The organism is Grimontia hollisae CIP 101886, from assembly GCF_000176515.1.
Classification (GTDB): Bacteria; Pseudomonadota; Gammaproteobacteria; order Enterobacterales; family Vibrionaceae; genus Enterovibrio; species Enterovibrio hollisae.
The window spans coordinates 175867-190067 of sequence record NZ_ADAQ01000009.1 but is presented as its reverse complement, the minus strand read 5'-3'; the positions used below and the strand labels follow the sequence as shown (position 1 = coordinate 190067).

At 51.6% G+C, this 14201-nt stretch carries 13 protein-coding genes; 7 read left to right on the top strand and 6 right to left on the bottom strand.

Annotated features, from left to right (window positions below):
- The first annotated feature begins 11 nt into the window (after positions 1-11).
- From murC to lpxC, 5 genes are all read left to right on the top strand, one after another.
- Positions 12-1475: a UDP-N-acetylmuramate--L-alanine ligase gene (gene murC / locus VHA_RS04185; protein WP_005502129.1), complete on the top strand. Its 1464-nt coding sequence runs from the start codon at positions 12-14 to the stop codon at positions 1473-1475.
- A 207-nt stretch (positions 1476-1682) separates the two neighbouring features.
- Positions 1683-2459: a cell division protein FtsQ/DivIB gene (locus tag VHA_RS04180; protein ID WP_005502128.1), complete on the top strand. Its 777-nt coding sequence runs from the start codon at positions 1683-1685 to the stop codon at positions 2457-2459.
- Between the two features lie 11 nt (positions 2460-2470).
- Positions 2471-3727: a cell division protein FtsA gene (gene ftsA, locus VHA_RS04175; protein ID WP_005502127.1), complete on the top strand. Its 1257-nt coding sequence runs from the start codon at positions 2471-2473 to the stop codon at positions 3725-3727.
- A 33-nt stretch (positions 3728-3760) separates the two neighbouring features.
- Positions 3761-4942, top strand: a complete 1182-nt coding sequence (gene ftsZ, locus VHA_RS04170; protein WP_005502121.1) for a cell division protein FtsZ — start codon at positions 3761-3763, stop codon at positions 4940-4942.
- Positions 4943-5061: 119 nt separating this feature from the next.
- Positions 5062-5979, top strand: coding sequence for a UDP-3-O-acyl-N-acetylglucosamine deacetylase (gene lpxC / locus VHA_RS04165; protein ID WP_039849731.1), 918 nt, complete (start codon positions 5062-5064; stop codon positions 5977-5979).
- A 73-nt stretch (positions 5980-6052) separates the two neighbouring features.
- Here the strand turns inward: lpxC and VHA_RS04160 are convergent, their stop codons facing one another.
- On the bottom strand, positions 6053-6517 hold the full coding sequence (locus VHA_RS04160) for a DUF721 domain-containing protein (RefSeq protein WP_005502117.1): 465 nt from the start codon (positions 6515-6517) through the stop codon (positions 6053-6055).
- A gap of 433 nt (positions 6518-6950) precedes the next feature.
- Here VHA_RS04160 and secA point away from each other — a divergent pair, with 433 nt between their 5' ends.
- Positions 6951-9677, top strand: coding sequence for a preprotein translocase subunit SecA (secA, locus tag VHA_RS04150; RefSeq protein WP_040528218.1), 2727 nt, complete (start codon positions 6951-6953; stop codon positions 9675-9677).
- A gap of 89 nt (positions 9678-9766) precedes the next feature.
- Entirely contained in the window at positions 9767-10171 is a 405-nt protein-coding gene (gene mutT / locus VHA_RS04145; protein ID WP_005502113.1) for an 8-oxo-dGTP diphosphatase MutT, read from the top strand.
- Between the two features lie 230 nt (positions 10172-10401).
- Here the strand turns inward: mutT and yacG are convergent, their stop codons facing one another.
- The 5 genes from yacG to VHA_RS04120 form a co-directional block, all read right to left on the bottom strand.
- Positions 10402-10599 (bottom strand): DNA gyrase inhibitor YacG, encoded by a 198-nt coding sequence (gene yacG, locus VHA_RS04140; protein WP_040528217.1) that lies wholly within the window; start codon positions 10597-10599, stop codon positions 10402-10404.
- 34 nt (positions 10600-10633) lie between these two features.
- The gene (gene zapD, locus VHA_RS04135; RefSeq protein WP_005502110.1) at positions 10634-11374 is read right to left on the bottom strand and encodes a cell division protein ZapD; all 741 of its coding nucleotides are present in this window, start codon (positions 11372-11374) and stop codon (positions 10634-10636) included.
- Complete coding sequence (gene coaE, locus VHA_RS04130; protein ID WP_005502108.1) at positions 11364-11987, bottom strand: dephospho-CoA kinase; 624 nt, start codon at positions 11985-11987, stop codon at positions 11364-11366. The genes zapD and coaE overlap by 11 nt, the downstream gene beginning before the upstream one ends.
- Positions 11988-11990: 3 nt before the next feature.
- Positions 11991-12860: a prepilin peptidase gene (locus VHA_RS04125; RefSeq protein ID WP_005502106.1), complete on the bottom strand. Its 870-nt coding sequence runs from the start codon at positions 12858-12860 to the stop codon at positions 11991-11993.
- 107 nt (positions 12861-12967) lie between these two features.
- Positions 12968-14191 (bottom strand): type II secretion system F family protein, encoded by a 1224-nt coding sequence (locus VHA_RS04120; protein ID WP_005502104.1) that lies wholly within the window; start codon positions 14189-14191, stop codon positions 12968-12970.
- Between the last annotated feature and the right edge of the window lie 10 nt (positions 14192-14201).

Genomic DNA, 14201 nt, shown 5'->3' with positions numbered 1-14201 from the left:
AGAACAAAGTGATGGGCAAATTTGACAGTCATCAGCTAGAAAAAATTCGAACCATGGTGCCAGAGATGCGCCGTGTGAAGCGCATTCACTTTGTGGGTATTGGCGGTGCCGGTATGTGCGGTATCGCGGAAGTACTAATTAACGAAGGTTATGAGATCTCAGGCTCGGATTTGTCTGAGAATGCCGTGACCCAACGCCTGGAAAGCAAAGGCGCCAAAGTGTTTTTGGGGCATGCTGAGAGCAATGTTGACGGTGCAAGTGTGGTCGTGGTGTCTACCGCTATCCGCCAGGATAACCCTGAACTGGTTGCTGCCAAAACGGCGCGTATTCCTGTGGTGCGCCGTGCTGAAATGCTGGCAGAACTGATGCGTTACCGTCACGGTATTGCGGTCGCCGGTACACACGGTAAAACCACGACGACAGCCCTGACCACCCTGATTTATCAGGAAGCAGGCCTGGACCCAACCTTTGTCAATGGTGGTTTGGTGAAAAGCGCAGGTACCAACGCGCGTTTAGGGTGCAGCCGTTACCTGATTGCGGAAGCGGACGAAAGTGATGCGTCATTCCTGCACTTGCAACCGATGGTGGCTATTGTCACCAATATTGAAGCCGACCACATGGATACCTATGGTGGCAATTTTGACAACCTGAAGCAGACCTTTATCGACTTCCTGCACAACCTGCCGTTTTATGGTTTGGCCGTCATGTGTGTGGACGATCCTGTGGTGCGCGAATTGATCCCACGCATTGGCCGTCAGGTGATTACTTATGGTTTTTCTGAAGATGCGGATGTGCGGCTGAAAGATTACCGTCAGGAAGGCCAGAAAGGCATTTTCACTGTTTTGCGTGCCGGCAAGCCGGATATCCATGTCGAACTGAACATTCCAGGTCGCCACAACGCGCTGAATGCGGCGGCGGCTGTCGCCGTAGCAACGGAAGATGGCGTGGAAGATGACGCTATCCTACGCGCATTGGCAAGCTTTGAAGGAACGGGGCGCCGCTTCGACCAGTTAGGCCTGTTCCCGGTTGATGATGGCTATGCGTTACTGGTGGATGATTACGGCCACCACCCAAGTGAAGTCGATGTCACGATTCAGGCGGCGCGTGCAGGCTGGGCGGATAACCGCCTGGTGATGGTGTTTCAGCCACACCGTTATAGCCGTACCCGGGATTTGTACGATGATTTTGCCAATGTGTTGGAACAGGTTGATGTGCTGCTGATGCTGGATGTTTATCCTGCGGGTGAAGCACCGATTGCCGGTGCGGACGGCCGGAGCCTGTGCCGCACAATTCGCGGGCGTGGAAAAATTGATCCGATTTTTGTGCCGGATGTTGATGCCCTGCCTGCTGCTCTGGCCGCTGTTATTCAGCCGGGCGATCTGGTGCTGACGCAAGGGGCAGGAGATATCGGTAAAGTGGCCAGAAAATTGGCGGAATTAAGGCTGGATAAGAAGGCACTGAGCGAGCAAGTATAAGCCTGGTTGCATGGACTTATGCGCGGCCAGAAAGGGTGATGTCTAATTTTTGATCTGTTTGGGGTGGTTTTGCATGTATTTGATCTCAGCTTCATCACTTCAGTGTCAAGAAGGGTTGGTGACCTGTCAAGCTGACCGTTATAATCGGTCGGCTTTGCAAGATGCAAAGTAGCAGGTTGCCTGATATGAGAGGGGCAATTGCCTGATATGACAAATATGACCGTAGAGGACATACCGGCTCAGCCTTCAGTGCTTAAAGCGCATTGGGGGGGGCTGGCATTTCTGGTATTTGTCATTCTGGCGATTCTCTGGTCTTTGCTTCGTGTACTCAGTTGGATGGGGGATGAAGAACAACTGCCTTTGTCCCAGATAGTTGTGCAGGGTGAGCTTAAACATCTGACGCCGCTGGCAGTGAAAAATGCTGTTTTGCAGCTGGGGGCGCTAAACAGTTTTATGCTTCAGAATGTTGACGACATTCATAGCGCAATCTCATCCCTGCCATGGGTTGCCAATGTGGCTGTGAGAAAACAGTGGCCGGACACACTCAAAGTGAACGTGACCGAATATCAGCCAGAGGCAGTCTGGAATGGATCGCAACTTTTAGACGTCAATGGTCAGGTGTTCGGTGCCGATCCCGCTGATGTCAAAGATCTAGGCCTGGTTTCACTCCATGGTCCGGATGGTAGTGAGAAAGAGGTATTGGAAGCGTGGCGCGAGATGCGCAACATTCTAGTGCCTACAAAATTAGACATTGCTGCTTTGGCGCTGAATGAGCGTCGCTCGTGGCGGATCGTGACCCGTGATGGGGTTCGCCTTGAGTTAGGACGGAAGTTCCGTAACGAGAGATTAAAACGCTTTGTTGAACTGTTGCCGGACTTTAAGGCGACAGGCCGGGCGATTCAATACGTGGATTTGCGCTATGACACGGGCGCAGCGGTGGGCTGGAAAGTGCCTGACGCTGACGCCGGTGAAGAGAATACCTGAGAGTAGGTGGAATGAAACAAACAACTGACAGACCGCTGATTGTTGGATTGGATATCGGGACTTCCAAGGTTTCCGTGCTGGTCAGTGAGATTTTACCTGATGGTGCCGTCAATGTACTGGGTGTGGGCTCCACGCCATCTCAGGGAATGGATAAAGGCGGCGTGAATGACCTTGAGTCTGTCGTCAAATCAGTAGAGAGAGCGGTCAATGACGCGGAACTGATGTCGGACTGTAAAATCCGTTCTGTCTATCTGTCGCTGTCGGGGAAACATATTCACTGCCAGACTGAACGGGGCATGGGCACCATTTCTGATGAAGAAGTCACGCAGGATGACGTTGACATGGTGATCCATACGGCCAAGTCAGTCAAAATCAGTGATGAGCAGCGCGTGCTGCATGTGATCCCACAAGAATACAAAATAGACTATCAGGAAGGGATCAAAAACCCTGTAGGGCTTTCCGGTGTGCGCATGGAAGCCAGCGTGCATTTGATTACCTGCCATAACGATACTGCGCGCAACATTGAAAAAGCCGTGGAGCGATGTGGCCTGAAAGTGGATCAGTTAATTTTCTCTGGTCTGGCGGCAAGCCACGCAGTGATCACTGCTGACGAGAGAGAGTTGGGAGTATGCGTCGTCGATATTGGCGGCGGAACCATGGACATTGCCGTATGGACGGGCGGCGCGTTGCGTCATGCTGCTGTCATTCCCTACGCCGGTAATGTCATTACCAGTGACATCGCTTATGCCTTCGGCACCCCCCTCAGCGACGCCGAGAAAATTAAAGTGAAGCATGGGTGTGCGTTAAGCGAACTGGTAAACAAAGATGCCAAGGTCGATGTCCCAAGTGTCGGTGGGCGTCCATCACGGAGCCTGCAACGCCAGACATTGGCTGAAGTCATTGAACCACGTTGTAGTGAACTGCTGGGGTTGGTGCAGCACGAGCTGGAGCGTGTGCAGGAACGCCTCCGTGGCCAGGGTGTGAAACACCAATTGGCTGCCGGCATTGTCCTCACAGGCGGTGCAGCACAAATGCAGGGGCTGGTAGAGTGCGCTGAGCGTGTTTTCCAGAATCAGGTACGCGTGGGGCTTCCTTATGGTGTGACTGGGCTGACTGACTATGTCAACGCAACCTATCATGCCACTGCGGTTGGTTTGCTGCATTATGGCAAAGAAAACCTATTGAACGAATCGAGCGAGCCGGAGCCTAAAAGAACTGTATCAGGCATGTTCAGTAAACTTAGTGGTTGGCTTAAGAAAGAATTTTAAACCTGATGCGAACAGGAAAGACGGAGAGAACACATGTTTGAACCGATGATGGAAATGTCCAACGATGCGGTAATTAAAGTCGTTGGTGTTGGTGGCGGTGGCGGCAATGCAGTCGAACACATGGTGCGTGAGTCAATTGAAGGGGTGGAATTCATCACTGTCAATACGGATGCTCAGGCACTGCGCAAGACGTCTGTCAGTACTGTCATTCAAATTGGTGGCGATATCACAAAAGGTCTGGGTGCGGGGGCAAACCCACAGGTAGGTCGCGAATCAGCAATGGAAGATCGTGAAGCGATTAAAGCTGAGCTTGAAGGTGCCGATATGGTATTTATCGCAGCAGGCATGGGCGGTGGCACCGGTACCGGTGCGGCACCTGTGATTGCAGAGGTAGCGAAAGAGCTGGGCATTCTGACCGTAGCGGTAGTGACCAAGCCATTTAGCTTTGAAGGTAAGAAGCGTATGGCGTTTGCAGAGCAGGGCATCGATGAGCTGTCCAAGCATGTTGACTCATTGATCACTATCCCGAACGAGAAGTTGCTGAAAGTACTGGGTCGCGGTATCACCTTGCTGGATGCATTTGCGAAAGCGAATGATGTGCTGCGTAACGCAGTGCAGGGTATCGCAGAGCTGATCACCCGCCCTGGCCTGATTAATGTCGACTTTGCAGATGTTCGTACCGTGATGTCGGAAATGGGTCACGCGATGATGGGGTCAGGTGTCGCAACCGGTGAAGACCGTGCAGAAGAAGCCGCTGAAATGGCCATTTCGAGCCCACTGCTGGAAGACATTGATTTGGCAGGTGCACGTGGTGTTCTGGTCAATATCACGGCTGGCTTCGATATGCGACTGGATGAATTTGAAACGGTAGGCAACACTGTAAAAGCGTTTGCTTCAGATAACGCCACTGTGGTAATTGGTTCGTCAATGGATCCGGACATGAGTGACGAATTGCGTGTAACAGTCGTGGCAACTGGTATTGGTAATGAACGTAAACCGGATATCACGTTGGTGCCAGGCACACAACAAAAAACGACCGCGGTAGAAAACAAGGCACAGCCTTTGCAAGATACATCTAAGGTGGCAACGCCTGTGCCAGGTGGACGTCCAGTAGAATCGTCTGTTCAGCCACAGACGTCGAACGTTGCACCAAAGCCGAAACAGGATCAAGACTACCTTGATATCCCTGCGTTTTTACGTAAACAAGCGGATTAACAATAGGCAGTGCTTGGTTTGTATACAGCAGCATGATATTATGCTGCCCGTTTTTCCTCATTGTGACACTGTAATGAGTGATTTGAGGCGCAAAACATGTATTCAGTTGGGAATGGCAGATGATTAGACAAAGAACATTAAAAACAATTGTTCAAACGACTGGAGTCGGTTTGCACTCTGGCCGTAAGGTCACCTTGATCCTGCGCCCAGCTGCAGCTAACACGGGCGTGATTTATCGCCGTACCGACCTGAATCCACCGGTTGATTTTCCGGCGGACCCAGCGTCTGTCCGCGACACCATGCTGTGTACTGCACTGGTGAATGATGATGGCGTACGTATTTCTACCGTTGAGCACCTTAATGCGGCGCTGGCGGGCATGGGTATCGACAACGTCATCATCGAAGTGGATGCACCGGAAATTCCAATCATGGACGGTAGCGCCAGCCCGTTCATTTATCTGTTGCAATCGGCGGGTATTGAAACCCTTAATGCACCAAAGCGTTTTGTGCGCATTAAGAAACCTGTTCGCATCGAAGACGGCGACAAGTGGGCAGAGCTGCTGCCCTATGACGGCTTCCGCCTCGACTTCGCCATCGACTTCAATCACCCGGCAATTGAAGCAGAGCAACAAAATCTGGTGTTGGACTTCTCTTCCCAGTCGTTCATCAAGGACATCAGTCGCGCGCGTACCTTTGGCTTCATGCGTGACATCGAATACCTCCAGTCACGTAACCTGTGTCTGGGCGGCAGCTTCGATTGTGCTATCGTGCTTGATGATTACCGCATCCTGAACGAAGAAGGTCTGCGTTTTGACAATGAATTAGTGAAACACAAAGTGCTGGATGCCATTGGTGATCTGTACATGTGTGGTCATAATATCATCGGTGAAATGCGCGCATACAAGTCAGGCCATGCACTGAACAACCAATTGTTGCGTGCAGTTCTGGCGGATCAGGAAGCGTGGGAATGGGCGACATTTGAAGATGAGCAAACACTCCCAGTGACGTTTGCCCAACCAGGTATGGTACTGGCATAAGCCAAGAAAGCACAATAAAAAACCGAAGCACTGGCTTCGGTTTTTTTGTCTCTGTTTATCAGAGGTTACGGCCCTAGTCTTCCCGCTTAGACAGCGCTGCGATGGCTTCCAGTTTCTTTTTTACCTTGTCAGGCGCCGCTTCGGCGATGGCTTTCAGGTACTCTGCTGCCATTGGGCTCACTTTGCGGGTCTGTTTTGCTGCTTCTTTCTCGCGTCCTTTTTTTGAAATGTCTATCGCAAGGGCTGGGTTAACCTTGATTTCAATCGTCATGAGCGATGGAAGGGGCCCTTGGCGCAGTGATGACATCAAGGTTTGCCTGTCGTAGTTTAGTCGCGTTGCCCAAGTGGATGAGCCACACTCCAGCACCAGAATACCGTCACGGTAATTGGCTACACGGCATTGTTTTGCCGATGCGGGAGGGAGCACAGCCTGAACCTGTTGGTTGAGTTTGGCTAACGCCATGGCCCGTTGATGGATTTGGCCTGTCAGGGCATTTTCCAGTAACGCCTGAGCGGCTTGTGGACGATGATCTCTCATGAGTGTGTGATATCCGTTAGACGTTAAGGGGCGGTAGACCAAGGGCAAAGCGTACCAATGTCACGGTATTCTCTCCATCAGATCCAAGCAAAACCTGAGTATGGCGTAATAACCTTGCACCACAAGTGAACATAAACTGCACTAAAACGGTTCTAGTCAATGAACGGGTTCTAATTTTTTTCAACCAAACCCAATGAATATCTATTACAGGTAGGATGAGCAATAGATATGCCTTATTATAAACAACCATAGCGCAATATAGCGTAATGAATTGATTCTCAGGCCTTGAAATCTGCCTTTTGAGGCACAAGATCAACGCCATCATAGATTCTTCCGAAAGAATTTTGGCAGAGAGAAGCAATTTACTCTGCCGCCTAGGATCCAGGCTTTGGCCAACATGCTAAAGCGACAAAATGAGAGAAACGGCAAAGCCATGTTATCGAAACTAATTACTAAAGTAATCGGAAGCCGCAATGACCGCACACTGCGTCGTCTTCGCAAGGTTGTAAATGAAATCAATAGCCTTGAGCCTAAATTTGAAGCACTCAGCGATGAAGAACTGAAGGCAAAAACGGCCGAGTACCGTCAGCGCCTCGAGCAGGGTGAATCTTTGGATAGCCTCCTGCCAGAAGCGTTTGCGACGGTGCGAGAAGCCTCAAAACGTGTTTTCGGCATGCGCCACTTCGATGTGCAGTTGATTGGCGGTATGGTGCTGAATAACGGCCAAATTGCAGAAATGCGTACTGGTGAAGGTAAAACCCTGACCGCAACCCTACCTGCATATCTACATGGCCTGACAGGCAAAGGCGTTCACATCGTGACCGTGAACGATTACTTGGCAAAACGTGACGCCGAAACCAACCGCCCTCTGTTTGAATTCCTCGATATGACCGTGGGTGTCAACGTGCCAAACATGCACCCGCTAGAGAAAAAAGAAGCCTATCAGGCCGACATCCTGTACGGCACCAACAACGAGTTTGGTTTCGACTACCTGCGCGACAACATGGCCTTCCGTGCCGAAGATCGTGTTCAGCGTTCCCGTTATTTTGCGGTAGTGGATGAAGTGGACTCCATCCTTATCGATGAAGCACGCACGCCGCTTATCATCTCTGGCCCGGCGGAAGACAGCTCAGATATGTATACCCGTATCAACGCGCTGATCCCACAATTGGTCCGTCAGGAAAAAGAAGACAGCGAAGAGTACCGCGGCGATGGTCACTTTACGGTGGATGAAAAAGGCAAGCAGGCCCACCTGACAGAAAATGGTCAGGAGTTTGTCGAAGAGCTCCTGAAGAAAAACGGCCTGATGGAAGAAAACGACACCCTGTATTCGCCGGCCAACATTACCCTGCTTCATCACATCAACGCGGCACTGCGTGCACATGTGCTGTTTGAGAAAGACGTTGATTACATCGTGAAGGACGGTGAAGTGATCATCGTTGATGAACATACCGGACGTACTATGCCGGGACGTCGCTGGTCGGAAGGTCTGCATCAGGCGATCGAAGCCAAAGAAGGTGTGAAGATCCAGAATGAAAACCAGACACTGGCTTCAATCACCTTCCAGAATTTCTTCCGTCTCTACGAGCGCCTGTCGGGTATGACGGGTACCGCCGACACGGAAGCGTTCGAATTCCAGTCTATTTATGGTTTGGATACCGTGGTGATCCCGACCAACAAACCGATGATCCGTGATGATATGGCCGATCAGGTGTACATGACAGAACGTGAGAAGTTCAATGCCATCATCGCAGATATCAAAGCGCGCAGTGAAAAAGGCCAACCTTCTCTGGTGGGTACGGTATCGATTGAAAAATCGGAACTGTTGTCCAACGCGCTGAAAAAAGCCGGTGTGAAGCACTCTGTCCTGAATGCGAAATTTCATGAATCTGAAGCGGACATCGTGGCACAAGCAGGTGCACCGGGCGCAGTCACCATCGCAACCAACATGGCTGGTCGTGGTACAGATATCGTGCTCGGTGGTAGCTGGCAGGCGGAAGTTGCCAAGCTGGAGAACCCAACCGAGCAGCAAATCGACGAGATCAAAGCCAAGTGGCGTGAACGCCATGAAGCGGTAAAAGCGGCAGGTGGCCTGCATATTATCGGCACTGAGCGTCACGAATCCCGCCGTATTGATAACCAGTTGCGTGGACGTTCTGGCCGTCAGGGTGACCCAGGCTCAAGCCGTTTCTACCTCTCTATGGAAGACTCTCTGATGCGTATTTTCGCCTCTGAGCGTGTCTCCAACATGATGAAGAAGCTGGGTATGGAAGAAGGCGAAGCCATTGAGCACCCATGGGTGAACAAGGCGATCGAGAACGCCCAGCGTAAAGTGGAAGGCCGTAACTTCGATATCCGCAAGCAGCTGCTGGAATTCGATGATGTGGCGAACGACCAACGTAAAGTGGTCTACGAGCTGCGTGATGAGTTGATGGAAAGCAGTGATATCAGCGACATGATCGAGCGCAACCGTGAAGACATTGTCAACGGTGTGATTGATGAATACATTCCGCCCCAGTCGCTGGAAGAAATGTGGGATATCGCTGGGCTTGAAGCGCGTCTTAAAACTGATTTTGACGTTGAACTGCCAATCCAGCAGTGGCTGGAGGACGACGACAAGCTGTATGAAGAGCAACTGCGCGAGCGTATCCTGAACCACATCGTAGATGTGTATAAATCGAAAGAAGCGTCTGTGGGGGCAGAAACCCTGCGTAACTTCGAAAAAGCAGTGATGCTGCAAACGCTGGATACACTGTGGAAAGAACACCTGGCAGCCATGGATCACCTGCGTCAGGGTATTCACCTGCGGGGCTATGCACAGAAGAACCCGAAACAGGAATACAAGCGCGAATCATTTGAGCTGTTTGAAGGCCTGCTGGAATCACTGAAATCAGACGTGATCATGACACTGAGCAAAGTGCGTGTTCAGCAGCCGGAAGAAGTGGATCGCATGGAAGAACAGCGCCGCGCACAGGCAGAAGCTGCAGCACGCCGCCAGCAGATGAACCATGCCGAAGCGGAAAACCCATTGGCGGATGGTGAAGCGTCAGGCAGTGCATCGGAAACTGTGGTGCGTGATGGCCGCAAAGTGGGCCGCAATGAACCGTGTCCTTGTGGCTCTGGTAAAAAGTATAAGCAGTGCCACGGTAAGATTAACTAAGCCAAGGTATATCAGGGTTAAATAGTCCAAGGGTCAACAGCCCCTAGAAAAAGGCCGCTCAGCGGCCTTTTTTATGGAATGGTGAGCAGATGGAAAAGAAAAGAATACATATCGCAGCCGGTATTATCCTAAATAGCGACGCAGACAAGATTTTTATTACCCAGCGTCCTGCCAAAGCGCACAAAGGGGGCTTTTGGGAGTTTGCTGGCGGGAAGGTGGAAGAAGGGGAGTCGGCACAGGATGCTGTTTGCCGCGAGCTTGAAGAGGAAGTGGGTATCACCGCCACGGGTATCGAACCGTTTATGTCACTGGTACATGACTACCCGGACAAAGCGCTGGCCTTTGATTTCTTTCTGGTGAAGGCATTTGACGGTGAACCTTACGGCAAAGAAGGGCAAGTAGGAAAATGGATAGCTGTCAGCGAACTGGGAGGTTATACCTTCCCTGAAGCCAATGATCCGGTGTTGGAGAAAATCCGGGAAGTGCTAGGTTAAACCATAAAGTGCTAGGTTAAACCATAAAGTGTTGGATAATGGACTCCCAGGACCCAGGACCCAGGACCCAGGACCCAGGACCCAGGACCCAGGACCCAGGACCCAGGACCCAGGACCCAGGACCCAGGACCCAGGACCCAGGACCCAGGACCCAGGACCCAGGACCCAGGACCCAGGACCCAGGACCCAGGACCCAGGACCCAGGACCCAGGACCCAGGACCCAGAATATTTAGCTGTCTTCCGACCAACCGTCGCTGTCTGACATATCGGGGGCGCTGGCGATACGTTTTTCTTCGTCGGCCCATTCGCCCAAATCAATCAACTGGCACTTTTTACTGCAAAATGGGCGAAACGGACTGACGTCGCCCCAAACAACCGGGAGCCCACATTGTGGGCATTTAACGATAGTGGGTGTTTCCTGACTCACAAAAACCTCATCAACAAAGGTCAACAGACCCTAATTAACAAACTGCCAATGACAGCGCCATCATATCAGGGACAGGTAGGCTTTCGTCAAATGGCATAAAACGGATGGCAAAGCGAGATTTGTGACCGGATACCAATGGAAAGGCGTTATAGTCGGTCGCGATTTTAATGCGTAAAAGGCTCGCGCTTTCGACATCCTGCTGGTAAAAGCCATTCACCACTGCACATGGCTGCATTGTTGCGCTGCCGCGGGTTAATCTCAGCCAGAAACTCAGGGCATCCTCTAATGGGGCCAGCGTTTGCTTCCATCGTTCGGCATTGGATTGTTTATGTGCCAGAGGTAGGTTCAGCCAATGATGGAGTGATGGCAAATCGAAACTGCAAGTGCCGCCAGGAATCGAAAACCGTTGTCGGATTGAGGAGAGAAACTTATCTTCGCGAAGCGTCTGTCCGAGACGGGCGCTTTGCAATAAGGCTTGTTGGATCTGGCGGCTTTCGAGCAACAGGGCTTTTAACTGTTCGGTATCAACATTCGGCACATCCAGCCAGGTTTCAAGCTTGGTCCGCTGTTTTTCCAGATCTTTGGCAAGATCGCCTTTCACCTGCACCTGCTCCAGAATCTCGACCAAATCGAACAGGCTGCGGAAAAAAACGCGCCACTGTCCATCATCGGTTAAGGAGACAGATTGGTTGATTTGTTCAAGAAGGTACTCAAGACGCAGGTAAACACGTACCTGCTCCGTCAAGGGATGCTCGTAAAGGGTTTCACTGCTCATCTTGCTTCCCGGGTTGTTGCGCCGCCAACGTGAGGTATTGGCGATGCAGTGTTTCTACCTGTTTGGACAGCGCTGTACTGTCCGTTTCATTGACGATAATGTCGTCGGCAGCCTCAAGGCGCTGCGCACGTGATGCCTGTGCAGCAAGGATATTTTCTACCTGCCCGGGCGAGACCTGATCCCGCTGAACCGTTCTGGCAATCTGTGTTGCCTCACTGACATCGACAACCAACACGCGCTGACACAGCGATTGCAACCTGTTTTCTACCAGCAGCGGGATAACCAGCAGGCAGTAAGGGGATGTAGCACGTGCGGTTTGCTCCATCATCTCTTGTCTGATCTTGGGATGCAACAGGCCATTGAGCCAGTTTTTGTCTTCAGGATGAGAGAAAACATGTTCCCGCAATACGGCTCGGTTGAGTGTGCCATCTTGATTCAGCATGGTGGCGCCAAACTTTTCTGCGATGGCCTTTAGCCCTTCAGAGCCAGGCTCTACAACCTGACGGGCAATCACATCAGCATCAATAACCTCAATGCCTTTTTCTGCAAACAGGTTGGCCACCGTGGTTTTTCCACTGCCAATTCCCCCGGTGACACCCACCACATATGCCATCAATCAATAACCCAGATAAGATGTTAAATACCAGTCCAGGATCATATTGCCCCACAGCAAACTTATCCAGCCCGCAATGGCCAGGTAAGGGCCAAATGAAAAAGGTGTTTCTTTCCCTGTGCCTTTCACGCGCATTGTGATGATGCCACCAATCGCACCAACCATAGACGCCATCAGAATAACCATAGGCAATGCCTGCCAACCCAGCCAGGCCCCAAGGGCTGCAAGGAGCTTGAAATCGCCATAACCCATCCCTTCCTTGCCCGTCAGCAGCTTAAACAGCTGGAACACGCTCCACAGTGACAGGTATCCCGCCATCGCGCCGATCACCGCATCCTGGAGTGAAACCGGGGAGAGACCGGTAAGCGCAAGTAACATGCCGGCCCACATCAGGGGCAGTGTCATCTGGTCTGGCAGCAACAGGGTATCAAGGTCGATAAAACAGAGCACAACCAGCACAAAGGTGGCACCAATCACGGCAAGCGACCAATACCCTGACAGCGTATAGGCCACAACACCTGACAGCACGGCAGTCAGAATTTCAATCAAGGGATAGCGGACGCTGATGTTGGTTTTGCAGGAACGGCACTTGCCGCCAAGGATCAGCCAGCTTAATACCGGAATGTTGTCAATCGCGCGGACGGGCGCATGGCATGACGGACAGTGAGAACGCGGCAGGCTGAGGTTGAATACCTCACTTTCACTGGGCGCAGGCATCTCTTGCGGAAAACAGGCGTGGCATTCCTGTCGCCACTGGCTCTCCATCATTTTGGGTAAACGATAGATAACCACATTGAGGAAGCTGCCTACAATCAGGCCGAACAGTGAGGCAAGGAAAACGTAAAGACCCGGGGAGTCGAAAAGCCAATCCATCTTAAAATCCTGTTTCTTCGTTGGGGAGTATCATAACGGCTTGCGCCACTTCACTCCATTCGAATTGGAGAGTTAGTGGCGCGGGTGAATGTCAGGGATGTAAGGGGTTATCCCATGACGCTCATCAGGTTGAACATAGGCAGATACATGGCAACCACCAGGGAACCTATCAACACCCCGAGCACAACGATGATCATCGGCTCAAGGATTTTGCCAAGGTTGTCGACCGTGTTATCAACATCAGCCTCATAGATGCCGGCGACTTTGTTCAGCATGTCATCCAAGGCGCCGGACTCTTCACCAATCATCACCATCTGGATCATCATATCGGGAAACTGTCCGGTTTCTTTGATGGCGCGGTGGAGCGGACGGCCGCCGGATGTCTGTTTATGGACCTCTTCGATTACCCGTTGGTAGTGAGTGTTGTTGGCGGTTTTACCGGCTGCCGATAAGCCATTGAGTAAGGGAATACCGGCACTGAATGTGGTAGCCAGAGTGCGGGTAAAACGGGAAATAGTGGCTTTGGTCAGCACGTCTCCGATCACCGGGATTTGCAGGGAAAACCGGCTGGCCCTGAGCCGGAATTTATCGCTTTTGGTGACGCCAAGCCGAACACAGGCTACAGCGATAAACAGAGCCAGCAGCATATAAATGCCGTAAAGCTGGATAGCATCTGAAATGCCCAGCACTTTACGGGTAAACCAGGGTAGTTCGGCCCCAAACGATGAAAAGACATCTTTGAACGTTGGGATCACGAAGATCAGCATGCCGACGGTAACAAGGATCGCGAGAAAACAGACAATCGATGGGTAAATCATCGCTTTGATGACTTTGGCTCTGGTTTCCTCACTTTTTTCCCGGTAGACACAGATACGGGCAAAAATCTGCTCCAAATGTCCGGTCTGTTCACCGGTTGCCACCAGATCGCAGTAGAACTGGTCAAAAAGAGGGGAACTGGTTTTCATTGCCTGCGCCAGTGACGATCCCGCTTCAATGTGGCTGTATATCTGGCCGAGGATAAATTTCATTTCTGCTTTTTTGGCGCTGGCTTTCAGCAGCCTGAGGGTTTCTCCCAGCGGCACACCCGCTTCCAGCATGGTCGCCATCTGGCGCGAGAAAAGGGTAATGTCTTTGGCGTTGGCAGCATTTTTACGCCGTACCCAGGAAGAGGGCGAGCGCTTTTTGATTTTATCCAGCCGGATCCGCTGCTCCTGCAGTGCCTGTCTGGCTTCCTGCTCGGAGTATGCCAGTGTCTGGCCTTTGACTTTGGCGCCTTTCGACGTCACACCGCGCCACTGGTAAGAGAAAAGTTTATGGGAACTGGTGGCCATGGTATTTCCT